19 protein-coding genes are annotated in these 26,020 nt (G+C 71.6%); 6 read left to right on the forward strand and 13 right to left on the reverse strand.

Annotated features, from left to right (window positions below; all coding sequences use genetic code 11):
• Nucleotides 1-20 precede the first annotated feature (20 nt).
• A complete protein-coding gene (locus ACFYWS_RS12640) occupies nt 21-1,409 on the forward strand; it encodes an amino acid permease (RefSeq protein ID WP_389274120.1) in 1,389 nt (462 codons plus the stop codon).
• Here the strand turns inward: ACFYWS_RS12640 and ACFYWS_RS12645 are convergent.
• Together ACFYWS_RS12645 and ACFYWS_RS12650 are read right to left on the reverse strand one after the other, a co-directional pair.
• Complete coding sequence (locus ACFYWS_RS12645; RefSeq protein ID WP_389273701.1) at nt 1,397-2,740, reverse strand: 6-phospho-beta-glucosidase; 1,344 nt, start codon at nt 2,738-2,740, stop codon at nt 1,397-1,399. The genes ACFYWS_RS12640 and ACFYWS_RS12645 overlap by 13 nt on opposite strands.
• Nucleotides 2,737-3,486, reverse strand: a complete 750-nt coding sequence (locus ACFYWS_RS12650; protein WP_389273704.1) for a DeoR/GlpR family DNA-binding transcription regulator — start codon at nt 3,484-3,486, stop codon at nt 2,737-2,739. Before ACFYWS_RS12650 ends, ACFYWS_RS12645 begins: the two co-directional genes overlap by 4 nt.
• 169 nt (nt 3,487-3,655) lie before the next feature.
• On the opposite strand from ACFYWS_RS12650, the gene ACFYWS_RS12655 reads away from it, so the two are divergent.
• A complete protein-coding gene (locus ACFYWS_RS12655; RefSeq protein ID WP_389273707.1) occupies nt 3,656-5,770 on the forward strand; it encodes a phosphocholine-specific phospholipase C in 2,115 nt (704 codons plus the stop codon).
• A gap of 97 nt (nt 5,771-5,867) precedes the next feature.
• Entirely contained in the window at nt 5,868-6,764 is an 897-nt protein-coding gene (locus ACFYWS_RS12660) for an aminoglycoside phosphotransferase family protein (protein WP_389273710.1), read from the forward strand.
• Between the two features lie 6 nt (nt 6,765-6,770).
• On the opposite strand, the gene ACFYWS_RS12665 is transcribed toward ACFYWS_RS12660, so the two are convergent.
• From ACFYWS_RS12665 to ACFYWS_RS12675, 3 genes are all read right to left on the reverse strand, one after another.
• Nucleotides 6,771-7,862, reverse strand: a complete 1,092-nt coding sequence (locus ACFYWS_RS12665; RefSeq protein WP_389273713.1) for a mechanosensitive ion channel family protein — start codon at nt 7,860-7,862, stop codon at nt 6,771-6,773.
• Nucleotides 7,863-8,153: 291 nt separating this feature from the next.
• On the reverse strand, nt 8,154-9,305 hold the full coding sequence (locus ACFYWS_RS12670; RefSeq protein WP_389273716.1) for a hypothetical protein: 1,152 nt from the start codon (nt 9,303-9,305) through the stop codon (nt 8,154-8,156).
• Complete coding sequence (locus ACFYWS_RS12675) at nt 9,302-10,513, reverse strand: hypothetical protein (protein ID WP_389273719.1); 1,212 nt, start codon at nt 10,511-10,513, stop codon at nt 9,302-9,304. The genes ACFYWS_RS12670 and ACFYWS_RS12675 overlap by 4 nt, the downstream gene beginning before the upstream one ends.
• 279 nt (nt 10,514-10,792) lie before the next feature.
• Here ACFYWS_RS12675 and ACFYWS_RS12680 point away from each other — a divergent pair, with 279 nt between their 5' ends.
• Nucleotides 10,793-11,704: a YceI family protein gene (locus ACFYWS_RS12680; RefSeq protein WP_389273722.1), complete on the forward strand. Its 912-nt coding sequence runs from the start codon at nt 10,793-10,795 to the stop codon at nt 11,702-11,704.
• 221 nt (nt 11,705-11,925) lie between these two features.
• Here ACFYWS_RS12680 and ACFYWS_RS12685 read toward each other — a convergent pair whose 3' ends face one another.
• From ACFYWS_RS12685 to ACFYWS_RS12700, 4 genes are all read right to left on the reverse strand, one after another.
• Nucleotides 11,926-12,102: a hypothetical protein gene (locus tag ACFYWS_RS12685; protein ID WP_389273725.1), complete on the reverse strand. Its 177-nt coding sequence runs from the start codon at nt 12,100-12,102 to the stop codon at nt 11,926-11,928.
• A gap of 134 nt (nt 12,103-12,236) precedes the next feature.
• A complete protein-coding gene (locus ACFYWS_RS12690) occupies nt 12,237-13,061 on the reverse strand; it encodes an SAM-dependent methyltransferase (protein ID WP_389273728.1) in 825 nt (274 codons plus the stop codon).
• A 159-nt stretch (nt 13,062-13,220) separates the two neighbouring features.
• Complete coding sequence (locus ACFYWS_RS12695; protein WP_389273731.1) at nt 13,221-14,000, reverse strand: crotonase/enoyl-CoA hydratase family protein; 780 nt, start codon at nt 13,998-14,000, stop codon at nt 13,221-13,223.
• Nucleotides 14,001-14,014: 14 nt separating this feature from the next.
• Entirely contained in the window at nt 14,015-16,288 is a 2,274-nt protein-coding gene (locus ACFYWS_RS12700; protein WP_389273734.1) for a glycoside hydrolase family 3 N-terminal domain-containing protein, read from the reverse strand.
• A gap of 156 nt (nt 16,289-16,444) precedes the next feature.
• Here ACFYWS_RS12700 and ACFYWS_RS12705 point away from each other — a divergent pair, with 156 nt between their 5' ends.
• Both ACFYWS_RS12705 and ACFYWS_RS12710 read left to right on the forward strand, forming a co-directional pair.
• Nucleotides 16,445-18,334 carry an ABC transporter ATP-binding protein gene (locus ACFYWS_RS12705; RefSeq protein WP_389273737.1) on the forward strand — a complete coding sequence of 630 codons (1,890 nt, stop codon included), beginning with the start codon at nt 16,445-16,447 and terminating at the stop codon, nt 18,332-18,334.
• Between the two features lie 144 nt (nt 18,335-18,478).
• Nucleotides 18,479-21,241, forward strand: coding sequence for an AAA family ATPase (locus ACFYWS_RS12710; RefSeq protein WP_389273740.1), 2,763 nt, complete (start codon nt 18,479-18,481; stop codon nt 21,239-21,241).
• 232 nt (nt 21,242-21,473) lie between these two features.
• Here the strand turns inward: ACFYWS_RS12710 and ACFYWS_RS12715 are convergent, their stop codons facing one another.
• Genes ACFYWS_RS12715 through ACFYWS_RS12730 form a run of 4 tightly spaced genes read right to left on the reverse strand, consistent with a single transcriptional unit; the run spans nt 21,474 to nt 25,959 of the window.
• A complete protein-coding gene (locus tag ACFYWS_RS12715; RefSeq protein WP_389273743.1) occupies nt 21,474-22,667 on the reverse strand; it encodes an FAD-dependent oxidoreductase in 1,194 nt (397 codons plus the stop codon).
• Between the two features lie 44 nt (nt 22,668-22,711).
• Nucleotides 22,712-23,959: an MFS transporter gene (locus ACFYWS_RS12720; RefSeq protein ID WP_389273745.1), complete on the reverse strand. Its 1,248-nt coding sequence runs from the start codon at nt 23,957-23,959 to the stop codon at nt 22,712-22,714.
• Nucleotides 23,960-23,964: 5 nt separating this feature from the next.
• On the reverse strand, nt 23,965-25,215 hold the full coding sequence (locus ACFYWS_RS12725) for a DUF3500 domain-containing protein (protein ID WP_389273748.1): 1,251 nt from the start codon (nt 25,213-25,215) through the stop codon (nt 23,965-23,967).
• 21 nt (nt 25,216-25,236) lie between these two features.
• A complete protein-coding gene (locus ACFYWS_RS12730) occupies nt 25,237-25,959 on the reverse strand; it encodes a FadR/GntR family transcriptional regulator (protein ID WP_389273751.1) in 723 nt (240 codons plus the stop codon).
• Nucleotides 25,960-26,020: the final 61 nt, after the last annotated feature.

Raw genomic sequence — 26,020 nt, forward strand, 5'->3', positions numbered from 1 at the left:
GACTCCTCTCTCGCGCCGGCATCTTCCGCCTCAAGCCCGTCGACGGCTCGGAGGAGGTGAGCAGCGGAGGTCTGCAACGCACCATGGGGCTCTGGCAGTTGGTCGCCCTCAGCCTCGGCGGCCTGGTCGGCGCGGGAGTGTTCTCGCTGGCCGGCGTCGTGGCCAACGAGGACGCCGGGCCCGGCGTGATGCTCTCGTTCCTCATCGCCATCGTCGCCAGCGGCGCGGCCGCCCTCTGCTACGCCGAGTTCGCCGGCTCCATCCCGAAGGCGGGCTCCGCCTACACCTACTCCTATGCAGCGCTCGGCGAGTTCGTCGGCTGGGCCATCGGCTGGGACCTGCTGCTCGAATACACCGCGATCGTGGCCGTGGTCGCCATCGCGGTGTCCGGGTACTTCTCGTACATCCTGGAGCATGTGGGCATTGATGTGCCGACCTGGATGCTCGGAGCGCCCGGGACCGGGTCCGGACATCGTGTTGACCTGTTTGCTCTGCTGTTGTGTCTGTTGCTTGCGTTCGTGCTCTCGCGTGGGACGAAGGAGTCGGCGCGGTTCGAGACGATCCTTGTTGTGGTGAAGCTGGGCATTGTCGCGCTCGTGGTCGTCGCCGGGGCCTTTCATATCAAGGCCGGGAACTACACGCCGTTCCTGCCCTATGGGGTGGGTGGCGCGTTCACCGGAGCGGCCACCGCGTTCTTCGCCGTCTACGGGTACGACGCCATGAGTGCCGCCGCGGAGGAGAGCGCCGAGGCGAAGAAGGTGCTGCCGAAGGCCATCATCATCTCGCTGGGCATCGCCGCGTTCATCTATATCGCGGTGTGTGTCGTGCTGTTGGGGATGCAGAGCTATCGGGACATCGATGTGGCGAGTCCGTTCTCCAGTGCGCTGGCGGCCGTTGGGCTTGGTGGGCTCGGGCTTGTGGTGGCCGTGGGCGCCGTCATCGGCATCACCACGTCGGCGTTCGCCAACATGCTGGCGGTGTCCCGGGTCTGGTACTCGATGAGCCGTGACGGGCTGCTGCCGCGGTACTTCGCGCGCAACCACCCGCGCAGGCACGTGCCCACGCGGGTGATCTGGCCCGTCGGCATCGGCTCCGCGCTCATCGCCGGGTTCCTGCCCATCCGGGAGGCCGCCGACCTCACCAACATCGGCATCCTGATGGCGTTCATCGTGGTGGCCATTGCTGTTGTTGTGTTGCGGAAGACCCGGCCCGATCTGCCGCGTACCTTCCGTACGCCGCTGGTGCCCTGGGTCCCGGCGATCGGTGTCGCGTTCTCCGTGTGGCTGATCAGCAACCTGGACTGGGTGACATGGGCCCGGTTCGCGGCGTGGATGCTCATCGGGGTCGGTGTCTACGCGGCGTACGGGTACCGGAACTCGGTAGAGCACCGGGCAGGTCAGCGCAGGTAGGCGAGGCCCGGGTGGGCCTGCCGGTACGCGTCGACCAGGCGGCGTGCCACGTTCGCCGAGTCCACCAGCGGGTGCAGCGCGAACGCCTTCACCGCCGTCGCCCGCGATCCCGAGCGGGCGGCGGCGAGGATCTCGCGTTCGACCGCCTTGACGGAGGTTACGAGGCCCGTGGCATGGCCCGGCAGCGGGTCGACGGCGACGGGGTGCGCTCCGTTGGCGTCGACCAGGCACGGGACCTCGATCACGGCGTCCGCGTCGAGGGCCGAAAGGGTCGTGCGGTTGCGGACGTTGAGGATCAGCGTGGTGCGCTCGTCGCGGGCGATGGCCCGCATCAGGTCGAGCGCCACCTTCTCGTAGCCGCCGGACTCGGTGAGGGACGCCTCGTCGCGCTCGCCGGCGCCCGCCGCCTCCCGGTTCTCCGCCATGTACGTGGCCTCGCGCTCGGCCCGCGTCGCGTCCCACGTCTTGAGCGGCGGGGCCGCCGGGTCGCGCATCCGGTCGTAGAAGCGGGACTGCTGGACGTGCAGGAACGCGCCGCGCGTGGCCTCCGCCTCCTGGTACGCGTGGACCGCCTCGCGGTTGAAGTAGTAGTAGTGCAGGTACTCGTTGGGGATCGAGCCCAGTTCGCGCAGCCACTCCGTGCCGAACAGCTTGCCCTCCTCGAAGGAGCCGAGGAGTGTGTCGTCGGCGAGGAGGCGGGGCAGTTCGTCGCGTCCGTTGACCTTCAACGCGCGTAGCCAGCCCAGGTGGTTGAGGCCCACGTAGTCGACCCACGCGTTCTGGGGGTCGGCGTCGAGCGCTCGTGCCACGCGCTTGCCGAGGCCGACAGGGGAGTCGCAGATGCCGATGACACGGTCACCGAGGTGTGTCGAGAGGGCCTCCGTGACCAGGCCCGCAGGGTTGGTGAAGTTGATGAACCAGGCGTCCGGGGCGAGTTGGGCGACGCGGCGTGCGATCTCCTCGACCACCGGGAGTGTCCGCAGGCCGTACGCGAGGCCGCCCGCGCCGACCGTCTCCTGGCCCAGCACGTCCTCGGCGAGCGCGATCCGCTCGTCCGCCGCGCGCCCTTCGAGGCCACCCACCCGGATCGCCGAGAACACGAAGTCGGTGCCGCGCACCGCCTCGTCGAGGTCGGTGGTGACGGTGACCTTCGGCGCGTCCGGCACCCCTTCGGCCTGTTCGGCGAGGACTCGGGAGATCGCGTCGAGGCGCTGACCGTCCAGGTCGTAGAGGGCGACCTCGGTGACGCGGCCCTCCGCGTGGTCGGCGAGCAGGGCCCCGTACACGAGGGGCACCCGGAATCCGCCGCCGCCGAGAATCGTCAGTTTCATACGTGGACTACTTTCACGCCGGCCTCCGTGAGCGCCGTACAAGTCGGCGCCGGGGCGGAGGAGTTGGTCACGAGAACGTCGAGGGAGTCGGGGCCGCACACCTTGGCCATGCCGGTGCCGGGGAACTTGGAGGAGTCGGCGAGGAGCACCGTGCGGTCGCTCGCCGAGATCATGGCGCGCTTCACCGGGACCTCCACCACGGTGGTGTCCATCACCTGCCCGTCCGGGCGGACGCCGCTGGTGCCGAGGAACAGCCAGTCGGCGTGCAGCTGGCGCAGGTTGTCCTCCGTGAGGAAGCCGACGAGGGAGCGGTACTCGCGACGGACCATGCCGCCGAGCAGCACCAGGTCGATGCCGGTGTCGTCGGCCAGCTCCTCGTACACCACCAAGTTGCTGGTGATGACGGTGAGCCGGCGGCCGTGGAGCTGGCGGGCGAGGCGGTACGCGGTCGTCCCGATGTCGAGGAGGACGGACTGTCCTTCCGATATCAGGGACGCGGCGTGCTCGGCGATGGTGTCCTTCTCGGGGACCCGCACCTGCGCGACCTCGGAGAAGGGCTGGTCGCCCTCCTCCATGACGGCGCCGCCGTGCACGCGGGTGAGGAGCCCGTCCTCCTCCAGTTTCACCAGGTCGCGGCGGATGGTCGCCGGGCTCGCGGTGAGCTGCTCGGCGAGCTCGGCGACGGACGCGGGCCCACCGGAGCGCAGCGCACGCAGGATCAGGTGGTGTCGTCGCTCTGCCAGCATGCGGCGCACACTACTCGTCAAATTCAAGCAATTCCATGCTCACATTTGTCCAGAGCTTGATTGTGTGGTGCCGACATGAGTTCATCCGGTGCTCACCATCCGTACCGTCTGCACTCGTAGCGTCCCTGCGTACCGTCCGCCCCCGCCATCGAACCCAGGAGCCGCCGACATGACCGATCCCCTCTCCAGCCCCGTCTCCCGACGCCGTGCCCTCGCCCTCGGTGCGGGCGCCGTCGGCGCCGCGGCCGCGGGCTCCCTGCTGCCGCCCTCCCTTCAGCGGGCCCTGGCCGCGGAGCCACCGGCCGGCGGGCTCGACGCCATCGAGCACGTGGTGATCCTCATGCAGGAGAACCGGTCCTTCGACCACTACTTCGGCATGCTGCGCGGCGTACGCGGCTTCGGGGACCGCAACGCGGTCCAACTCGCCGACGGCAAGCCCGTGTTCGAGCAGCCCGATGGCGCGAAGAGAGTCCTGCCGTTCTCCGTGCGCGCGGCCGCAGAGGCGCAGCAGCACGACCTGCAGTACATCGACGCCCTCAACCACGACTGGAACGGCGGCCACAAGGCCTGGAACAACGGCTGGATGAATCAGTGGGTCTCCGCCAAGACCTCGGCCACCATGGCGTATTACGACCGCTCGGACATCCCGCTCCAGTACGAGCTCGCCGACACTTTCACCATCTGCGACGCCTACCACTCCTCCATGCACAGCTCGACGAGCCCCAACCGCAACTACCTGTGGAGCGGCAACTCCGGCGACGAACCGGGCGGCGGGCGCGCCATCGGCAACGACGCCTACGCCGAGGGCACGCACAAGGGCTACGACTGGCCCACCTTCGCCGAACTCCTGGAGAAGGACGGCCGCAGCTGGCAGACGTACACCGAGTGGGAGAACTTCACCGACAACCAGATCGAGTTCTACGCCTCCTTCAAGTCGGTCGCCCGCAAGGCGCTGGCGAAGACCGGCGGGCACACGTACATGGAGTCGTTCTACGCCGCCGTTCGCAAGGCTGACGACGCCGACGACGCGGCCGGGCGGGAGCGGCTGCTCGGGCTCCTGGAGGAGGGCGTCGAGGCGCTCACCAAAGCCGAGCGCAGCCTGTTCGAGCGCGCCCTGCGCCGCGTGCCCACCGGCAAGCTCGCCGAGCGCTTCGCCGCCGACGTCGCCGCCGGGAAGCTGCCCGCGGTCTCGTACCTGGTGCCCTCCGCGGTCGACTCCGAGCACCCCAGCGTCTCCGTGCCCGCCGCGAGCGCCAGCGTCCCGTACAAGGTGCTCGACGCGCTGGCCTCGCACCCGGACGTGTGGCGCAAGACCGTCGTGCTGATCAACTACGACGAGAACGACGGCTTCTTCGACCACGTCCCGCCGCCCGTGCCCGAGCCGGGCGACCCCGACGAGTGGTGGCAGGGGCAGCCCACCGGGCTCGGCATCCGCGTGCCGATGCTGGTGATCTCGCCCTGGTCGGTGGGCGGGTACGTGTGCTCCGAGGTGTTCGACCACACCTCCGTCAACCGCTTCCTGGAGAAGTGGACCGGCATCGAGGACCCGAACATCACGCCGTGGCGCCGCCGGATATGCGGCGACCTGACCTCCGCGTTCGACTTCGACACGGCGGAGAAGCAGCCCGCCGTGCGGAACCCGGGCCCGGTGCCACCGGCCGCCGCCCGCTGGAAGCCGACCCCTCCGGCCGACCAGAAGATGCCCGTGCAGGAGCCCGGCACCCGCCCCGCGCGCCCGCTGCCGTACCAGACGGACGCGTACGCACGCCTCTACGACGGCCGCGTCGAGGTCACGCTCTCCAACACCGGTGAGTCCAGCGCCCACTTCGCGCTCTACCCCTACGAGGGCGAGTTCGACGTGCCGCAGCACCGGGACGTCTCCGGCACCCGCGCGCTGACCGTGACACCGGCCAAGGACCGCTACCGGTTCACCGTCACCGGACCCGGCGGCTTCCGCCGCGAGTTCGCAGGCCTCGCCGCGTCCACCGCCGAGGTCACATCGACCGTCCGCTCCAAGACCCGCGAGCTGCGCATCAAGCTGGCCAACCACGGCACCGAGGCCAAGGTGTTCACGGTCCGCCCGCAGGCCTACGTCCGCGCCGCCGACGCCGCGGCCCTGACCCGCCAGGTCCGCGTCGCGCCCGGCGACAGCACCACCGTGACGCACCCCGCCGCGAAGGCCCAGGGCTGGTACGACCTGGTGGTGCGCTGCGAGGACGAACCCGACTTCGCTCGGCGCCTGATGGGCCACATCGAGAACGGGCGGCCCTCGGTGTCCGGGTGACCCTGGGGGACGCCTCCCGTGGGAAAAACGGTCGCCGGGCCCGGGCGTACGTGGCTACGCTCGCCCCGGCCGGAGGCCGCTCCCGCGAAAGGTGACGATGAGCGTACGCAAGCTGCACCAGGACGAGCCGGACATCGACGAGGCGCTCGTCCGCGCGCTCGTCGACGAGCAGTTCCCGCGGTGGGCGGACCTGCCCCTGAAGTACGTCGACTCGCACGGTACGCAGAACGTGCTGTACCGGCTCGGCGAGGAGTGGGTGGTCCGGCTGCCGCGCCTGGCCGGCGTCGTCCCGGAGCTGGCGGACGCGCGGCGGTGGATGCCGTATCTGGCGGCCCGGCTGCCGGTGCCCGTACCGGAGCAGGTGGCCGAGGGGGAGCCGGGGCACGGCTTTCCGTGGCCGTGGGCGGTGCACCGCTGGCTGCCCGGCGCGAACCCGGCCGTGGGGCGGCTCGACCGGCCCGAGGCGCTGGCCGAGGATCTGGCGGGCTTCGTCACGGCGATGCGCGCGATCGACACCGAAGGGGCGCCGGAGTCCTTCCGCGGGCGGCCGCTCGCCGAACGGGCCGACGGAACCCGCGAGGTGATCAACCGTCTGGACGGGACGATCGACTCGGCGGCCGCCCTCGCGATCTGGGACGAGACCGTGAGCACCCCGGGCGCGGGCCGCGCCGTGTGGCTGCACGGGGATCTGCAACCCGGCAACCTCCTGGTGTCGGACGGCGGCCGGCTCGGCGCGGTCATCGACTTCGGGTGCATGGGCACGGGGGACCCGGCCGTCGACCTGATCACCGCCTGGTACGTCCTGGCAGGGCCGGAGCGGCGGATCTTCCGGGAGGCCGCGGCGGTCGACGACGACACGTGGGTGCGCGGCCGTGGCTGGGCGCTGACCATCGCGGTGCACGAGCTGGCGTACTACCGGGACTCGAACCCGTTCATGGTGCGGACGGCGTCCCGCGTGGTCGGCGAGATCCTCGCCTGCGCCGACCACGGCTGACAGGTCCTAGACGGGCGGCGCGAGCGGTGCTTCTTGCTTGTCGCGCTGATGCGGGATGACGATCGACGGGCTGCCCGTCGTCAGCGCCACCGTCCGCACCGGCGACGGGATGGAGATGCCCTCCGCGCGGAAGCGCGCGTGCAGCCGCTTGATGAACTCGTGCTGGATCCGGTACTGGTCGCTGAACTCACCGACGCCCAGGATCACGTTGAAGCTGATCCGGGAGTCGCCGAACGTGTGGAAGCGCACCAGCGGTTCGTGCTCGGGCACCGCGCCCTCGACCTCCTTCATCACCTCGGCGACCACCTCGACCGTCACCCGCTCCACTTCCCCCAGGTCGACGTCGTAGCCGACCCCGGCGAGCACGGTCAGGGTCATCTCCTGTTCCGGGCGGCTGAAGTTGGTCATGTTCGTGCCCGACAGCTGCGTGTTCGGGATGATCACGAGGTTGTTGGAGAGCTGGCGCACCACCGTGTTGCGCCAGTTGATGTCGACGACATAGCCCTCCTCGCCGCTGCTCAGCCGGATGTAGTCACCGGGCTGCACGGTCTTCGAGGCCAGGATGTGCACGCCCGCGAACAGGTTGGCGAGCGTGTCCTGAAGGGCGAGCGCCACGGCCAGGCCACCCACGCCGAGCGCGGTGAGCAGCGGCGCGATGGAGATCCCCAGGGTCTGCAGAACCACCAAGAACCCCATCGCGAGCACCACGACCCGCGTGATGTTCACGAAGATGGTCGCCGAACCGGCCACGGCCGCACGCGACTGCGCGACCGCCCGCACGAGCCCCGTGATCACCCGCGCCGCCGTCAGCGTCGCCACGATGATGAGCAGCGCCGTGAGCGACATGTTCACGTTCCGCCCCGTACGCGGGGTGAGCGGCAGCACCTCGGCGGCCACGGCGGCGCCCGCCGCGACCGCGGCCCACGGCACCAGCGTGCGCAGCGCGTCGACGATCACATCGTCCCCGGCCCACCGCGTCTGCCCGGCACGCACACCGAGCCAGCGCAGCAGAGTGCGCAGCAGCAGCCCCGCCAGCAGACCGCCGAAGAGGGCGACACCGGCGAGGATCAGGTCGTGGAGTTCGACGCCGCGGCTCATCGCGCACCTCCCGCACGCAGGTCGAACAGTGCGGTGGAGTCGGATATGTGATGCTTCGTCACGTGGTACCTGCTCGTTCGGGGCCGGGAGCGGCGCACCGACCGGTATCGCGGTCGCGGGCGCACTGCGGACATACTGCCGTACGTGCCCGAAGTGTGGAGAGGGTGGGGACCTCAAGTGTGCGCGAACCGCTGGCCGCCGCTGACATCGGCGTGAACGCGCTGTCGCGCGCTTTGAGTCGCCCGGAGCCGGTGATCCCGCGCGGCCGGCCACGAGGCCGGGGAGCGGGCCCTACAGGCGCTCCACGGCGCGGAACGCCGACAGGCATGCCAGCAACCGGCGCGCGGGCGGTGTCAGTTCGCCCACGAGGAGCGGTTCGCCGCCGTTCAAGCGGCCGATCAGGGCGCCCAGTTCGCGCGCCGTGAGGCCGGTCCGCGTGACGTGTCCGCACGCCGCGACGAGGCGGTGTCCCCCGGCCCGCGTCCACACCACGCGCTCCGTGGCCCGCACCGAGTCGTCGTCGGTGAAGTACCCGGGCCGCGTGGGCGCCGGCGCCGGGCGAAGGCCGCCGTCCGTGGCGTGCCGCAACACCTCGTGGGCCAGGCGCCGGTGGAGCGGCGCGGGGCGGGCCTCCCGGCGGAGGTGGCCGAGCGTCGCCGCGAGGGCCGGGGGCAGGGTGCCGGGCAGGTCGTCGGGTGCGTCATCGTCCGGTACGAGGGTGTCGACGGCGCTCCATGTCCCTTGTGGGGGCACGTGGTTGGCGGGCGGTGAGGGGGTGCGCGGGACGGTGATGCGCACGGTCGTGGCGGGGGAGCGGGGCGCGTGCATGGTGTGCTCGTGGTCGGCCGGCCAGTACAGCAGGTCTCCGGGGGCGGCCGTGGTCGTCCAGTACCGGTTCTCCGGTCCCGTGAGGTGGACCTGATGGCGGCCGTGGAGGACGTAGAGGAACGTTGCTGCACGAGGATCGGGACGCGGGGGCGTGGACGTCCCGTGGCACAGCGTCGTGCCGACGGCTGCAAGGGGCTGCCCGACCCGGTCCCACAGATCGGCCAGGAAGGCCCGCTCCCTGGCCCACAGCGGATGGTGCCCCGCGTGCAGATCCCGGACGGCGAGGGTGAAGGGTGTGTCGCCCAACTGCCGTCCGAGTCGGCGGTCGTAGGCGGCGAACGAACCGTCCTCCGGCCGTGGCAGCAGATCACCGGGTTCGACGAGGCGGCGCGGCCCCACCGCGAACCGGACCCGTTCGTCGGCGTCCGCCGTGGTGTGGTGTGCGGCGGCCACGGTGCCCTCGAAGACCTCGTGGGGCTCGAAGGGTCCGGCGCCGTGGGTCGGGCGGAGCAGCGCGGGCCGGCGGTCCCAGTGGTCCGCCGCGAGCCGTTGCCAGTCGACCGACCGGCCGACGGGGCCGAGGACGTCGATCGGGAGGGCGGCGCCCGCCCTCACGGGTACGGCTCCAGTGGTGTGACCGCGACGGCCCGTGAACGGCACAGCTCGCGGAGCAGTTCGTCCAGGTGGGGGCCGGACAGCCCCGAGGCGCGCGCCAGGTCGGCCACGGTGGTGTCTTGGTGTGTCGTGCGCAGACAGGAGAGCACGCGGTCGGCCGCGCGGCCCCGGACCGGCCACACATGGCCGTTCGCCGCCCACAGCGCGTCGTCCGGGCCGGTGGCGACCCGGACGATCTCGCTGACGCACAGCAATCGGTGCCGGGAGGTGAGGGGCACGGCGGGCCGCGGCGCGGGCGCCGGGTTCAGGCCTGCCGCGGAGCGCAGCCCGGCCCAGCGTGCGAGCAGGGCCCGCTCGACGTCCGGGTCGGTGAGCACCTCCGTGAACAGCCGGGCGGAATCGGCGAGTTGGGCGGGGAGCGCCAGTCGTCCGTCGGCTCTCGCGGGCAGCGGATGGGGGAGTGTCACCGGGCTGTCCGTGTGCGGGTCGCGTCTTCGCGTCAGCGCGCGGACGGCTTCCGTGACCAGGGGCAGGGCCGAGGCCGTCCGGGCGGGCACGCTCACCCGCAGCGTCGTGCACGGTCCCGTACGGTGATCGAGGTGCCGGCTCCCGGCGGGCCAGTGCATCAAGTCCCCCGCACCGGCCCGGAGTTCGTACTCGGTGCCGGTGTGCTCGGGGCGTACCCGCACGGTCAGTTCGCCGTCGATGACCCAGGTGAGGGACGCGGCGCCGGGGTCGCCCGCCTCGGTGGCGGAGTGGTGCCGGTCGCCGACGGCCAGCTCTGCGGTCACCGGGACCGCGGGCCACCCGACGTACCGCCAGAGCCCTGCCAGGGCGTCCCGTACCCGTGACCACGCCGAGAAGTCCCGGTGCAGCGGATCGGTGGCGGTCAGCAGCCAGCCGTCGCCGCCGAGCTGCGGCGCGCGGGAGAGGCGCGCGATGTACTCGCTGAGGCTCCGGTCGGCCCGGCCGGGCAGCAGTGGCCCCGGCTCGCACAGGATGCCGTCGGCCGTGGCCAGGCGCAGGGGTGTGGAACCGGGGTGCTCGGCCGCCGTGCGGAGGAGCGCGTGGGCGTCGGCCGGGTCGAGGCCGGGCGCCGGGGTGTCGGAGACGACCACCGGGTCCCTGGCCCAGTGTGTCTCGGCGAAGCGCCGCAGCGCGGGGTCGTGGGGAGCGGTCCTGCGGGCGGAGGTGTGCCGTGACTTCATCGGGTGGGGATCTCCTCGGTCCCACGTCGGGTGGTGCCGGGTTCGCGACCCTGCCAGAGCGCTTCCTGCCGCGTCAACGCTTTGCGAAGAACCGGTGAACGCGTGCGGGGAGGGAGGGGGAGGCGAGTGGCGTCCAGGGGTCGGTTGGCGCCGGAAAGGTGTGGATCTTGTGAATTGGCGGGTTGACGCCTGCCGGAATACGCGACTCCGCCCCATTTGGGTAGGCGGGCCGCATGGCATGGTGGGCGCGCTCGTTCAGATGTCCAGGAAAGGCCCCTCATGCCCCTCGCATTGTTCCGCCGTAAGGGCGCCGGTTCGGCAGGGCGGGGAGGTGGGCCCGTCCACTCCATGCCGCAGGGCGCGGGTGGCGTGCACTGCGAGGTGACCGACCCGTTCGGTCAGCCCATGCCGGGCGCCGAGGTCACGGTGACCCAGTCGCAGAGCGGGCGCGTCTCCGTGAAGGCCACGACCGACCCCTTCGGCCTGGTCTTCGTCACGCTGCAGCCCGGCCGCTACAGCATCCTGATCGCGGCCGAGGGCCTGGAGCCGTTCCAGCAGACGGTCGAGATCGTCGCGGGCGAGACGCTGCCGCTCACCGGCATCCAGTTGCACGTGGGCCGCTCGCCGGAGCTGCCGCAGCCCGGCACCTGGATGTTCGACCCGCCGCACACCGCGATCCGCTTCATCGCCAAGCACGTCGGCATGGCCCACGTCCACGGCCGCTTCACGAGCTTCGAGGGTGGCATCCAGATCGCGCCCGACATGGCGGACTCGCGCGTCGAGGTCCGTATCCACGCGGCGTCGATCACCACGGGCAACAACACCCGTGACAACCACCTGCGCTCCGCCGACTTCCTGGATGTCGAGAACTACCCGTACATCCACTTCAGCTCGGACCGCTTCATCTACCGCGGCGGCTCCAAGTGGACCGTCCAGGGCGCCCTCACCATGCACGGTGTGAGCCGCACGGTCGACCTCGAGACCGGCTACCTCGGCGTCGTCAACGGCGGCTACGCCGAGGAGCTGCGCTGCGCCGCTCTCGCCACCGCGGAGCTGCACCGCGAGGACTACACCCTGAACTGGCGCACGATGCTCGCCAAGGGCATCGCCGTCGTCGGCCCCACGGTCAAGCTCGAAATGGACCTCCAGGCCATGCACCGCAGCGCGGACACGCCCACGCCGCCGGAGTAGCACGCCGACCCGCGTATGCGCACCGTCGCGCCGCGTGGTCAGGGGCCCGCTCGCGGCAGGGTGGCCCCCTGTGGAATGGTTAACAGGCGAAATGTCCCATTCCGCCCCTGGAGGTCCCATGTCCTCGAAGCGTCGCCGGAAGAAGAAGGCACGCCGCAAGCACGCGGCGAATCACGGCTCCCGCCCGCAGTCCTGACCGCGGCGGCGGGCCCGGGGTGGGGTCACACGCGCTGTGCGACCCCACTGCCGACCGCGGACGCCCACTCCGTGACCAGCGACTCGTACTCGGCGCGGTCCTCGGGGTTCAGGCGCCCATCGGTGCGCGCCCACAGGTCACGAATCTGCTCGTTGACCACGTCGGCGGACCGTACGGTGCGTGGGGCTGGAATGGCGGACATGTGAAAGAGCGTAGGGGATCCGTACGTGTATTCGCTGCGGTCCGTCACGTGGCTATCGCCATGTGTGAGTTTCGTCATGCCTGTCGGCGTGATGACTCCTGTCCCGCTCAAGTGGCCCGGTCCCATACGCCACTTCAGCTCTTGCGGCCCACCGCCCCGTACATCGGCACCGGGGATCCGTCCCGGTCCTCGTCGACGGCCAACTCCGGGTGCCAGTCGGGGAGCCAGACCACGCCGGGGTCCACGAGATCGAGTCCGGTCCCTGTGAAGAACTTCGTCATCTCCTCGTGCGTGCGCGGCGCGAGTGTGACCCCGCCGGCCGCGTACATGTCGATCGCCTGCTGCGTGCGCGACGGGTCGTAGTCCGCGGCCACGTGCGACAGGACCAGGTGGCTGCCCGAGGGCAGCGCGTCCACGAAGGTACGGACGATGTCGTACGCGCCCTGGTCGTCGGGGATGAAGTGCAGGAGAGCGATCAGCGACACCGCGATCGGGCTCTCGAAGTCCAGGATCTCCCGCGCCAGTTCGAGGATCCGGTCCGGTTCGCGGGCGTCGGCCTGGACGTAGCGTGTGACCCCCTCCGGGGTGCCGCGCAGCAGCGCCTCCGCGTGCCGCAGCACGATCGGGTCGTTGTCGACGTACACGACGCTCGCCTCGGGTGCCGCGCGTTGCGCGATGCGGTGCAGGTTCGGCTCGGTCGGGATGCCGGTGCCGATGTCGAGGAACTGAGTGACGCCGCCGCGCGCCGCGAGCATCCGGGTCGCGCGGTGCATGAACCAACGGTTGTGCCGCGCCGCGTACTTGGCGGTCGGCTCCAGCGTGGTGATCTGCCGGCCGAGCTCCTCGTCCACCGGGTAGTTGTCCTTGCCGCCGAGGTACCAGTCGTACACCCGCGCCGGGTGCGGCCTGCTGGTGTCGATGCGCGGTGGGGTGGGGGATGTGTCGGGCGTCGAGGGCATGGGTGGCTGCAACTCCCTTGTCGTCCGGGCATGTTCGAGCACGTGCACGAGCATCCTGCCGTACGGGTGCGGAATGTGTGGCCGCAATGGGAGAGGACGGCGGGGCGGAGTCGAATCCGAGGCGGGAGCGTGAGCCCGGGTGGAGTGCGCATCGCCGGCTCAGTGCTGCTCCGGCCCGTCGCCCTCGAACGCCCCGTGCCGCCCCGCCCCCGCCGCGAACCGGCCCGCCCCTTCGAGCGCCCCGCCCAACACGCCCATGCCGTAACGGAGTTCCGCGCCCATCGCCGCCGCCTCGTCCCGCCCGTGCTGCTCCCGCAGGGACGACCGGTCGCTGCGCAGGCAGTCCTGCGGGAAGGCGGCGATCTGCGCGGCGAGCGTCTCCGCCGCCGCGCGGGAACCGCCGGGCGGTACGAGGCGGTTGGCGAGGCCGATCTCGTACGCCTCCTTCGCCGGGACGGGGCGGCCGGTCAGGATCAGGTCGCTCGCGCGGCTCTCGCCGACGAGGCGGGGGAGCCGGACCGTGCCGCCGTCGATCAGCGGGACGCCCCAGCGGCGGCAGAAGACACCGAACACCGCGTCCTCCTCCACGACCCGCAGATCGCACCAGAGGGCGAGTTCGAGGCCGCCCGCCACCGCGTGCCCGGCCACGGCCGCGATGACCGGCTTCGTCAGGCGCAGGCGCGTCGGACCCATCGGGCCCTCCCCGTCCTCCGCCACCCGGTTCCCGCGCTCCGTGCCGATCGCCTTGAGGTCGGCGCCCGCGCAGAACGTGCCGCCCTCGCCCCACAGCACGGCGACCCGCGCCGCGTCGTCCGCCTCGAACGCGCGGAAGGCGTCGGCCAGTTGGCTCGCCGTCGGCCCGTCGACCGCGTTGCGGGCCTCGGGGCGGGACAGGACGACGGTGGTGACGTGGCCTGCGCGTTCGACACGGACCGGCATGAGAACTCCCGGGGTCAGGTGACGGTGAGCTTCAGCTTCGCATCCGCCGTCGAGCTGCTGCCCACGTACAGCTCGAACGTGCCCTCCTCGACCCGGAATTCGCCGCTGGAGTCGTTCGTCCAGAAGCCGAGATCCTCCGCGCCGAGCCGGAACCGGACCGTCGTCGACGCGCCCGCCGCCAGCGTGACCCGCTTGAACCCCCGCAGCCTGCGCACCGGTTGGGTCAGGGAGGCCGCCACATCGCGTACGTACAGCTGCGCGACCTCGTCGCCGGAGCGCGAGCCGGTGTTGCGGACCTCGACCGACACCTCGAAGGTGTCGCCCTTGCGCAGAGCGCCCGCCGGGATGGAGGAGCGGCTCAGCTTCGGCGCGCCGAAGGCGAACGTGGTGTAGCTGAGGCCGTACCCGAAGGGGAACTGCGGCGTCGGCGGCAGGTCCAGGTACTTCGACGTGTACTTGTTGTCCTTGTCGTACGGGCGGCCCGTCGACTCGTGGTTGTAGTGGATCGGGATCTGGCCGGTCGTGCGCGGGAAGGAGACCGGCAGCTTGCCGCCGGGGTTCACCGCGCCGAACAGGACGTCCGCGATCGCGTTGCCCGCCTCGATGCCGGGGTGCCAGGCCTCAAGGACGGCCGGAGCGCTGTCCAGCCAGTCGCCGACGGTGAACGGCCGGCCACCCACCAGAACCACCACGAACGGCTTGCCGGTCTCCGCGATCGCCGCGATCAGCTTCTCCTGCGCGCCCGGCAGCGAGATGTCGCTGCGGGCCGCGGCCTCGCCGCTCATCGACGCGGGCTCGCCGACGACCACGATCGTGACGTCCGCCGACTTGGCCGCCGCCACCGCGTCGGCGATGCCGCCGGTGTCCTTGCCGTCCGGGTCGACGCCGCGCGCGTAGCCGACCTTGGCGCCCGGCGCCGCCTTCTTCACCGCGTCGAGCACCTTCACCGCGGGGAACTTCTCGGCCGACGCGGGCACCACCCACGTACCGAGAAGATCCGCGGAGTCGCCGAACGGGCCGACGACGGCGAGGGATTTGACGGTCTTCTTCAGCGGGAGCGTGTCCTTCTCGTTCTTCAGCAGGACCATCGAGCGGGACGCCGCCGTGCGCGCCGCCTTGCGGGCGTCCGCCGACGGCTCGTCGATCGCCTTCGACTCCTCCACGTACGGGTCGTCGAACAGGCCGAGCTCGTACTTGAGGCGGAGCACGCGGGCCACCGCGTCGTCGATGCGCCGCTCCTTGATCTTCCCGGCACGCACCAGCTTCTTGCCGTTGGTGAGGAGATGGGTGCTGGTCATCTCCATGTCGACGCCGGCGTTGAGGGAGAGCCTGGCGGCGTCCGCGCCGTCCTCGGCGAAGCCGTGCGCGATCAGCTCCTGGACGCCCGTGTAGTCGCTGACGACCAGGCCCTCGAACCCCCACTCCTTCTTGAGGATGTCGGTGAGGGTGTGCGCGTTGCCGTGCGCGGGGACGCCGCTGATGGTGTTGAAGGAGGCCATCACCGTGGCGACGCCCGCGTCCAACGCCGCCTTGAACGGCGGGAGATAGAGGTTGCGCAGGCGGGACTCGGACACGTCGACCGTGTTGTAGTCGCGGCCGCCCTCCGCGCCGCCGTACGCCACGAAGTGCTTCGCGCACGCGGCGACGGTGTCCTTCGAGCCGTACCCCGAACCCTGGTAGCCCTTCACCTTGGCCGCCGCCAACTGGGCGGTCAGGTACGGGTCCTCGCCGTTGCCCTCGGCGATGCGGCCCCAGCGCGGCTCGTGCGTGACGTCCATCATCGGCGCGAACGTCCAGTGCACACCGTTGGAGCGGGCCTCCTTGGCCGACACCTCGGCGTCCGAGCGGGCGACGTCCGGGTCGAAGCTGGAGGCCTGGGCGAGCGGGATCGGGAAGTTGGTCCAGAAGCCGTGGATGACGTCGAGCCCGAGCAGCAGCGGGATGCCGAGCCGGGACTCCTCTACGGCGAGGCGTTGCAGCTCGTTGGTGGTCTTGGCGCCGAAGATGCTGAACACGGAGCCGACCCGCCCGGCCCGCGCCGCGTCCTCGACGGCCTTCGTCGTGCCGGAGCCCGGATTGAGGTCGTAGGACCAGGGAAGCTGCTGGAGCTGGCCCAGCTTCTCTTCGAGAGTCATACGGGCCAGCAGGCTCTGGATCTTGCTCTCGTACGGGCTCGGCTGCCGCTTCACCGCGGCGGTCGCGCCGCCGGCCTGGCTGGTCACGACGGTACTCGCGGCGGCGGTGACGCCGATCGCGGACAGCAGGGTGCGCCTGTGCAGCTGCGGCATGTGTTCGCTTCCCGATAGGCCGAGTCCCGCAACTTGTGTGGCGGGCACAAGAATTGAAGCGAAGTTACGTTCCGGTTACTCAAGGGTCAAGAGGTGCGGCCGGGGTGTCGTCCGGCTCTTGACCTCAAGATTGGTTGAGGTCTTAGTGTCATCGGCATGAGCATGGAGAGCACAGCCTGGACGCAGCTGTACAGCGTCATGAATGCCCAGGACGGCGGGCCCAAGGGCCGTCCCTTCGCCCGAGCGACCCTTCGCAGGATCGCCGAATTCGCCCGGCCGCACCGGCGCCGCATCGCCCAGTTCGTGTTCCTGAGCATCCTGACCGCACTGCTCGCCGTGGCGACACCGATGCTCGCGGGCTCGGTCGTCAACGCGATCGTCGGCGGTCACGACGAGGGCCACGTCATCCGCCTCGCCGTCCTCATCGCGGTCATCGCGCTCGCCGAGGCGGGGATCGGGCTGCTGGCCCGCTGGCTCTCGGCGAACCTCGGCGAAAGCCTCATCCTCGACCTGCGGACGGCCGTCTTCGACCACGTACAGCGCATGCCCGTCGCCTTCTTCACCAGGACCCGCACCGGAGCCCTGGTCAGCCGCCTCAACAACGACGTCATCGGCGCGCAGCGCGCCTTCAGCAACACACTGTCGGGCGTGGTCGGGAACGTGGTCACGCTGATCCTGACCCTGGCCGTCATGCTGACGCTGTCCTGGCAGATCACGCTGCTCGCTCTTGTCCTCCTGCCGGTCTTCGTACTCCCCGCCCGCCGCATGGGCTCCCGCATGGCCCGCCTCCAGCGCGAGGCCGCCGCACACAACGCGGCCATGGGGACGCGGATGACCGAGCGGTTCTCCGCGCCCGGCGCCACACTGATCAAGCTGTTCGGGCGCCCCGGCGACGAGTCGGCGGAGTTCGCTGAGCGCGCGCGGCGGGTGCGCGACATCGGCGTCCGCACCGCCATGGCGCAGTCGGCGTTCATCACCGCGCTCACCCTGGTCTCCGCCCTCGCCCTCGCACTCGTGTACGGCCTCGGCGGCTACTTCGCGCTGACCGGCACCCTGAAGGCGGGCGCGGTCGTCTCCCTGGCGCTGCTGCTGACCCGCCTGTACGCGCCGCTCACCTCGCTCGCCGGCGCCCGCGTCGAGGTCATGAGCGCCCTCGTCAGCTTCGAGCGGGTCTTCGAAGTGCTCGACCTCAAGCCGCTCATCGAGGAGAAGCCCGACGCCCGCGCGATCCCGGAGGGCCCGGTCGCCGTCGAGTTCGACGACGTCCGCTTCGGCTACCCCTCCGCCGACAAGGTGTCCCTCGCCTCCCTCGAAGAGGTCGCCTCCCTCGACACACGCGGCGGCGCCGAGGTGCTGCACGGAGTCTCCTTCCGGGCCGAACCCGGCCAGACAGTGGCGCTCGTCGGCTCGTCCGGAGCCGGAAAGTCGACCATCGCGTCGCTGCTGCCGCGGCTCTACGACACCGATGGCGGGGCCGTCCGCATCGGCGGCCTCGACGTCCGCGACACCAGCGCGGTCTCGCTGCGCGCCACGCTCGGCATGGTCACGCAGGACGGACACCTCTTCCACGAGAGCATCCGCGCCAACCTGCTGCTCGCCCGCCCCGAAGCGAGCGAGGCCGACCTGTGGGACGTGCTGACCCGCGCCCGCCTCGCCACGCTCGTCCGCGACCTGCCGGACGGCCTCGACACGGTCGTCGGCGAACGCGGCTACCGGCTCTCCGGCGGCGAACGCCAGCGCATGACCATCGCCCGGCTGCTCCTCGCCCGCCAGCGCGTCGTCATCCTCGACGAGGCCACCGCCCACCTCGACAACACCTCGGAGGCAGCCGTGCAAGAGGCCCTCGCCGAGGCCCTGGAAGGCCGCACGGCCGTGGTCATCGCCCACCGCCTGTCGACGATCCGCTCCGCCGACCTGATCCTCGTGGTGGAGGACGGACACGTGGTGGAGCGCGGCACGCACGTGGACCTGGTGGCAAGGAACGGCCGCTACGCGGAGCTGTACCGGACACAGTTCGGCGGAGCGGAGGTCGCGGAAGCGGCGTAATCCAAGCCCCGCCGGCGATTGAGGCGCGGGGTCCGGGGCAGAGCCCCGAGACGTAGGCACGGCGCCGCGCACCCTGCAATTGGCCCGCAGCAACGACCAGTTGACGACTCCCACCGCAACGTGACCCCGGGTTACCCTGACCGCATGCTGGTAGGCCGCACAGCGGAATGCACGCGCCTCGCCGACCTCGTCGACGGGGCGCGCACCGGGCACAGCGCCGCCCTGATCGTCCGCGGCGAGGCGGGCATCGGAAAGACCAGTCTCCTCGGCTACGCCGAGTCCGTCGCCCGCGACCTCACGCGGCTGCGCACACAGGGCATCGAAGCGGAGCGCGAACTGCCGTACGTGGGGCTCGCGGACCTGTTCCGGCCGGTCACCGACCACCTCGACCGGATCCCCGAACGGCAGGCGGCCGCCCTCACCGGCGCGCTGGCCCTCGGCCCGGCCGCCGCGCAGGACCGGTTCGCGGTCGCCGCGGGAACGCTCAGCCTGCTGGGCGCGATCAGCGAGTCCGGTCCTGTCCTCGTCGTCGTCGACGACGCCCAGTGGCTCGACCCGTACTCCCTGGACGCCCTCGCCTTCGCGACCCGCCGCCTGGGCCGCGAAGGCGTGGTCGCCCTCTTCGCCACCCGCGACAACGAAGAGACCGCGTCCCGCCTCGCGCCCGTGGACTCCCTCAGCCTCCAGGGCCTCGACGCCGGGGCGGCCCGCGAACTCGTCGCCGAGGAGGCCGCTCAGCCGCTGCCGCCGCACGACATCCAGTGGCTGCTGTCCGAGGCCCGCGGCAACCCGCTCGCCCTCGTCGAGCTCCCCGCCCTGCTCGCCCATGGCGGCCACCGCCCCGACAGCGGCGCCCCGCTGCCCATCGGCGACATCCTCGCCCGCACCTTCCACAGCGCCATCACCCGGCTCCCCGACACCACCCGGGACGCCATGCTGCTGCTCGCGGTCCTCGGCCCCCGCCCCCTCGCCGGAACCGAACGGGTGCTGCGCGCCCACGAGTTGACCTACGCGGACCTCGAACCGGCCGAGCGGGCCGGCCTGATGACGGTCGAGGAAGGCGCATACATCTTCCGCCACCCGCTCGTCCGCTCCGGCGTCTACCACGGCGCGACCGCCGTCCGCCGCTGGCGTGCCCACCGCACCGTCGCCCGGGCCCTCCAGGGCGCCCGCGCCCCCGCCGCGCTCGAACGCTACGCCTGGCACCTGTCCGAATCGGGCGCCGACCCCGACGAAGAGGTCGCCACCGCGCTCGCGAAGGCGGCGTCCGGCGGCCCCGCCAGCCTCACCTTCCCGCTCGCCGCCCGCCTGTACGCCCACGCCGCCCGCTTCACCCCCGACGACGAGGGCAAGGCGCGCCGACTGCTCGCCGCCGCCCGCGCCGCCCAGGCCGCGGGCTCCCTCGACGAGGCCGCCGGCCTCCTGGACCGCGCCCTCGACCACGCCGCACACGAACGCACCCGCCTGGACCTGCGTCAACTGCGCTGCTACGTGGACATCCAGCGCGGCCGGCCCGCCCGCGCACGCGAGCAGCTGCGCGCCGCCGTCGACCAGGCCCGCCGCGTCGACCCCGCGCTCGCCGCCGTCATGCTCGGCGGCATCACCCTCACCGAACTCGCCATCGGCGACCTCACGGCGGCCCGTGCCACCTCCGCCGAGTCGATGCAGCTCGCGGACGCCTCCGGCGACGAGGCGGCGGCCCTGCCGGTGCGCCTGCTGCACGCGCTGGTCGAACTCCTCGGCGGCAACGCGGAGGACGGCCGCGCCCTGCTCCACGACCTGGAAAAGCCCCTGGCCGTACCGGACCTGTCCTTCCCCTACCCGGTCTCTGGTGTCGGAGGCCTGTGCTACCTGGCCACCGAAGAGCTCGACCAGGGCCACGCGCTCCTCGACCGCGCGGTGCACGCGGCCCGCTCCTCCAGCACGGTCGGCCTCCTCGCCCATCTCCTCGGCACGCTCTCCGTCGTCGAGTTCTGGCGCGGCGAGTGGAACGCCTCACTCGCCCACGCCGACGAGTCCGCGCGGCTCGGCGAGGACACGGGCCGTGTCATCGAGGTGTGCCGCGCACTGGCGGCCCAGGCCCGTACGGAAGCGGCCCTGGGGCGCGAAGCGGACTGCCGCAGCCACGAGGCGCAGTGCCGCTCCCTGGCCCTGGCCGCCGAACTCCCCATGGACGCGGCACGCGCGCGTGGCGCGCTCGGCCTCCTCGAACTGGGCCTGGGCCACTACGAGGAGGCGGCGGCCCACCTGGAAGAGGTACGCGCCTTCTCCCTCGCCAACGGCCGCGGCGACGGCCTCTACCTCTCCTGGGCCGCCGACCTCGCCGAGGCCTACGTCCATCTGCACCGCACCGACGAGGCGTACGAGGTGCTGCGTGTCCTGGACCACGAGGCGGGCCGCGGCAGGCGTCCCCTCACCGCCGCGGCGGCCGCCCGCTGCCGCGGCATGCTCGAACCGGCCTACGTGGAGCGGCACATGGACCGGGCTCTCGCCGAACTCTCCGACATCCCGGCCCCGTTCGAGCGGGGCCGCACCGACTTCGCGTGCGGTGAGCTGCTGCGCCGTCTCGGCCGCCGCAGCGAGGCCCGCCGCCGGCTGCAACGCGCCCTCGCCACCTTCGAACGCCTCGGCGCGGCCGGCTGGGCGGTCCGCGCCGCCGCCGAACTCCACGCCGCGGGCGGTGACCGCATCCACTCGGGCCCGACGCCCCTGGACGGCCTCACCCCGCAAGAACTCCGCGTGGCCCTGGCGGTCGGCCGCGGTGTCACCAACCACGAAGCGGCGGAACAGCTCTTCCTCAGCGTCAAGACGGTCGAGTTCCACCTCGGCAACATCTACCGAAAGCTGGACGGGGTGCACCGCAGGACCCAACTCGTGCGCCTGCTCAGCGAGTCGGCGCACCCGTGAGCGCCTCTGAAGCACACACGGAAAGTGGGGGTGCCCGCACCGGGCACCCCCCGTCCCCCGTATCCCCCGTGGGTTCCCCGTTGTTCCCCCGTCGGATCCCCCGTGTCGAAAGCCCCCGTGTGCTTTCGTGTCTCCACGATGGACCCGGCCGGACCCCTGGGCCACGGGGAAAACCCTGGGGTCGGGGGCCAGGGGGATACGACGATCGGTGTAGACGGGGCAACGGCGCAGGTCACCCGGCGGCCGCCGACGCGTCGTAGCGGTAGATCCACCCACTGCGCAGCAGCGGATCCGCGTCCCCGAGCGCCGCGTCCCGCTCGCGCTGCTCCGGGCCGTCCGGGAGGTGGTTGTCCTCGGCGCGGGAGTGGCTGGCCCGCTGGAGGCGGGTCGTGCGAGGGAGACGCTCCGTTTCGTAGCGCGACAGGGCCTCGTCGGGGGCCCCGGGGTTGGCGGTAAGGCAGCGGGCCAGGACCGCCGCGTCCTCCAGGGCCTGCGCCGCGCCCTGGCCGTAGAAGGGGAACATGGCGTGTGCGGCGTCACCGAGGAGCGTCATGCGGCCCCGGGTCCAGGAGGGCAACGGCGGGCGGTCGTAGAGCGCCCAACGGCCCGGCACTGAACCGGACGTGATGAGGGAGGTCACCCGGCCGTCCCAGTCGGCGAACTCCGCGTGGAACTCCTCGACCGTCGCCGTCGCGCTCCACGACTCCTCCGTCGCGTCCGTCGCCGGGGCGAACGCCACCACGTTCACGCCGTCGCCGCCGGAGATCGGATAGTGCACGAAGTGGCGGCCCGGGCCGAGCCACAGCGTCTGCGCGCGGCGCAGTGCGAAGGCGGGAGCCGCGGCGGCGGGGACCACCGTACGGAATGCGCACAGGCCCGAGAACCGGGGCGCCTCCGGTTCGGCGACCGTCCGGCGGACGAGGGAATGCATGCCGTCCGCGCCGATCACCAGGTCGGCGTCGGTGCGGGTGCCGTCGGAGAAGGCCAGCCGCACCCCATCGGCGTGCGGCTCGACGGCCGTGCAGCGCGCGCCGAGCCGCACCGCTTCGTCCGGCACCGCCGACCTGAGCGCGTCGAGCAGATGGGCGCGGTGCGCGGTGTACGTACGCTCCCCGTAGAGGCGCTCGCACACGCCGTCGAGACGCTCCACGGACAGCACCGTGCCGTCCTGCCAGCGCCTGAACTCCCAGCCCCAGTCCAGGGGTACGGACCGGCGCAGCGCGGACTCCGCCACGCCCAGCGCGCGCAGCGGCCGCACCGCGTTGGGCGCGAGTACCAGACCCGCGCCGACCTCGGTGAGCGCGGACGCCTGCTCGTGCACGGTCACGCTCAGCCCCGCGCGATGGAGGAAGGCCGCGGCCGCCATGCCGCCGATCCCACCGCCCACGATCGCGATCCGCGGTCCCGTCTGCTGCTTGTCGCGCACTGCTTCCTCCTGGATCCCTACCGTGTACGCCCTTGCCCCCGACGTCACGCTCCCGCCGGGGTACTGCTGTTCTCCGGCTCCGCCCCTGCGCCCGCCAGCGGCCCGTCCCGTGCTGTCCCCTTGAACATCGCCGCAAGCCCCGCCCCGAGTACCGCCGGGACCACGAACGCGTAGAAGCTGGCCTTCGGCCAGGTGAACAGGACGGTGACCGCGCCGAGGTAGCTCGGGCCGACGATCGCCCCGATGCGGCCGATCCCGAGACTGAACCCGAGCCCTGTGCCGCGGAGTTGGGCCGGGTAGTAGTGGGCCACCGCGATGTTGACCAGGTTCTGTGTCCCCAGCGCGCCCAGCCCCGCGACCGCGGACGCGAACAGCAGCACCGGGCGGGGCTGCGGCGTGCTCAGCGTGATCATCGCGAGTGCGGCGAGCAGAAAGCTGGCCACCGTGGCGGCCTTGAGGAAGCCGCGGTCGGCGAGTACGACAGCGGCCAGCGTGCCCAGGACCGCGCCCACGTTGAACGCGATGGAGAACTCCAGGGACGAGCTGAGGTCGTAGCCGTTTCTGACCATCAACGTCGGCAGCCAGGTGCCCGCCCCGTAGACGAGCACGAGGCCGGTGAAGGTGGCCGCCCAGAAGAGGAGGGTCGCCCTGCGGTGCCGGGCGACGAGGATCTCGCCCAGGCGGTTGGCGGAGACGGACGCCTCCTCGGTCTCCCGCGCCGCCGCGGGAAGCACCGCCGGTACGACGCGCCACACCACCGGGACGAGCACCAGCGGGAAGACGCCGAAGAGGAACAGGGTGTGGAAGTCCCAGGCGGGCAGCAGCACACGGCCGAGGACGCCCGTGATGATGCCGCCGAAGGCGAGACCGGTCAGAGCGGTGCCGACGTGCAGATTGCGGCGCGCGGGCGTGGCGGACTCGCTCACGAAGGCGGTGACCAGCGGGATGAGCGCCCCCAGGCCGATGCCGGTGGCGAAGCGGGTCGCGGCGAAGAAACCGAGCGTCCCCGCGACCGAGCTGAGCAGCATCCAGAGGGAGAGCCAGGTCAGGCCGATCACCATCGGCAGGCGCCGCCCGTACAGGTCCCCGGCCCAGCCCGCCGCGACGGAACCCAGGGGCATGCCGAGCGCGGTCAGGCTGCCCAGCAGCCCCAGGGTGGACTGGGTGACCTCCCAGCCGGGGTGGTCGAGGAGGGAGGGGCCGACCGCGCCGAGGATGAACAGGTCGTACCCCTCGATGCACAGCACGGCCAGACCGAGCGCCGTGGCCGTGCGCGCCCCGGTGGTACGCATCGTGGTCACTGGAGACGCCCCTGTTGCCACTGGCGCACCCAACTGCGGCCGTAGTCATTGCCGTGCGGGGTGCGCAGCACGGTGTGGACGTGAAAAGGCTCGGGGGAGTCGTAGTCGAGGAACACGCCGCAGTGGTGGTCGAGTTCGGCGAGGACCACGGGGGACTGGACGCGGTAGTAGAAGACGTCGTCCGGTCCGTGACCGCCGATCCAGCAGAACCACGTCTCGTCGAGGTGTGCGCGAACTTCCCGCATCCGGGCGGCGCGTGGGCCCGCCGGCAGGAGCTTGTGGAACTCCTCCACGATTCCCGCCACCAACTCTCGGGCAGCGGGCGGCATGTCACGCACACACACGCCCTCGAAGGGGATCACGCGGTTGTCCTGGAAGGCGCCGGCGAGATGCCGCTCGTCACCGGGATGCACCCGGTCCTCCGGCATCCCTGGATCGACCATCCGCTCGTACACGGTGGCCGCAGAGCGCAGTTCGGGGGTGAGTGCCGTCATGACCTGTCGGCCCAGCGTGATCCGTTCGGTGAAGGCGGGAGGTCCGGCGTGCGGACCGGCGTCGATCCGGTTGGGCTCCGCCCCGAGAAAGACCGGCCCTATGGCGGAACGGCCCTCTACGACAAGGCAGTTGACTGCACAGTGGTGGCCGAACAGCTGCCATCCCCACGGGGCGGTCTCGTCGGGCGTGCCGTACAGGGCGAAGTTGTAGCTGAACTCGCCCAGGATGTTCTCCAGGCCGACGACCTCTCCGAGGAAGCCGTTGATCCGCATCATCGTGCGGACCTCCTCGTACCCCTGCGCGCTCAGGGACTTCCGTACGAGGGCGAGCGCCGCGCGGCGCACCTGTGGCGGCTGGAGTTCGAGCCGCAGACCGGTGTCGAACTGGATGAACTCCGGGTTGGCCCACGTCTGCCACTCCACCGCGTCCACCGCGTACCGGATCCGCTCCCGGCTCTCCGTGTCCAGAGTGTCGAGCAACTCCCGTGCCGCGGTGACCGTGTCGGCGACGGGAGCCTCCTCGCCCGGCTCCGCCGGTTCGAGGGGGTGGATGCCCTCGCGCAACGAGCCGTCCTCGGTGATGCCCCTGAAGTCGTTCTTGTAGAGCGGCCGCCAGCCCCGGATGAGCCCCCCGGTGAACGTGCCCTCGGCCTGCGCGACCTCCCGATAGGCGTACGGGGCAAGGCCCTTGAGGTCTTGGATGCGCGGATGACCCGGTGGAAAGAGATACTCGCGAAACGCGGCGGATGACATCGGGTTCCTCCCGGACAGGACCTAAAGCGGCGTGTTGTGGCGGGCCACGGCCGCGCGCACGGCGGCCTCGTCACCCGCGGCGATGGCGTCGACGAGGTCCTCGTGCGCTCCGCACCGCTCGGCCCGGTACCGCTGCGAGGCCTCCGCGTCGTCGTCGAGCCGGGAGGAGGTGGAGGAGTTGAGGTGGCCGAGTGTTCCGGTGTAGACGGCCGCCGCCATGCGGTTGGGGCAGATGGCCACGATCCGTTCGTGCAGCGCCCAGTTGGCCCGAATGAACGCGTCCCAGTCAGGCGCCGCCCGCATCCCTTCCAGGAGCGTACGCAGGTCGGTGACGTCCGCGTCGGTGCGGCAGCGGGCGGCGCCGACGTCGACCAACACCTCCAGATGATCGCGGAGTTCGATGGCGTCGGCGACCGTCTCGGGCTCGTCCTGGACGTCGAGCAGGGTGTGGCGCAGTCGCACCACCGGGCCCCGTTCGGCGACGAAGAGGCCGCCGCCGCGGCCGGGGCGGATCTGGAGCGCCCCGCGGTCCCGCAGGATCCGCACGGCCTCGCTGACCGTCGAGTAGGCGTAACCCGTCTCCTCCCGCAGGGAGTCGAGGGTGCCCACCGGGTCGCCGGCCCGGAGGCCGAGCGAGCGGATGCGGGCGTCGAGGTCGGTGGCGAGCTGCTCGGCGCGCGTGCGGCGGGGCGCGGCGCCCAGGCCGCCGATGACCGCTTGTCGGGCCGCTGGTTCGTCAGGCATAGTCGCCATCGAAGCACAAACCTCCGAACCTTTAAAGGGATTGAACCTTCAGAGGGATCGG

The sequence above is a fragment of the Streptomyces sp. NPDC002795 genome, from assembly GCF_042888725.1.
Classification (GTDB): domain Bacteria; phylum Actinomycetota; class Actinomycetes; order Streptomycetales; family Streptomycetaceae; genus Streptomyces.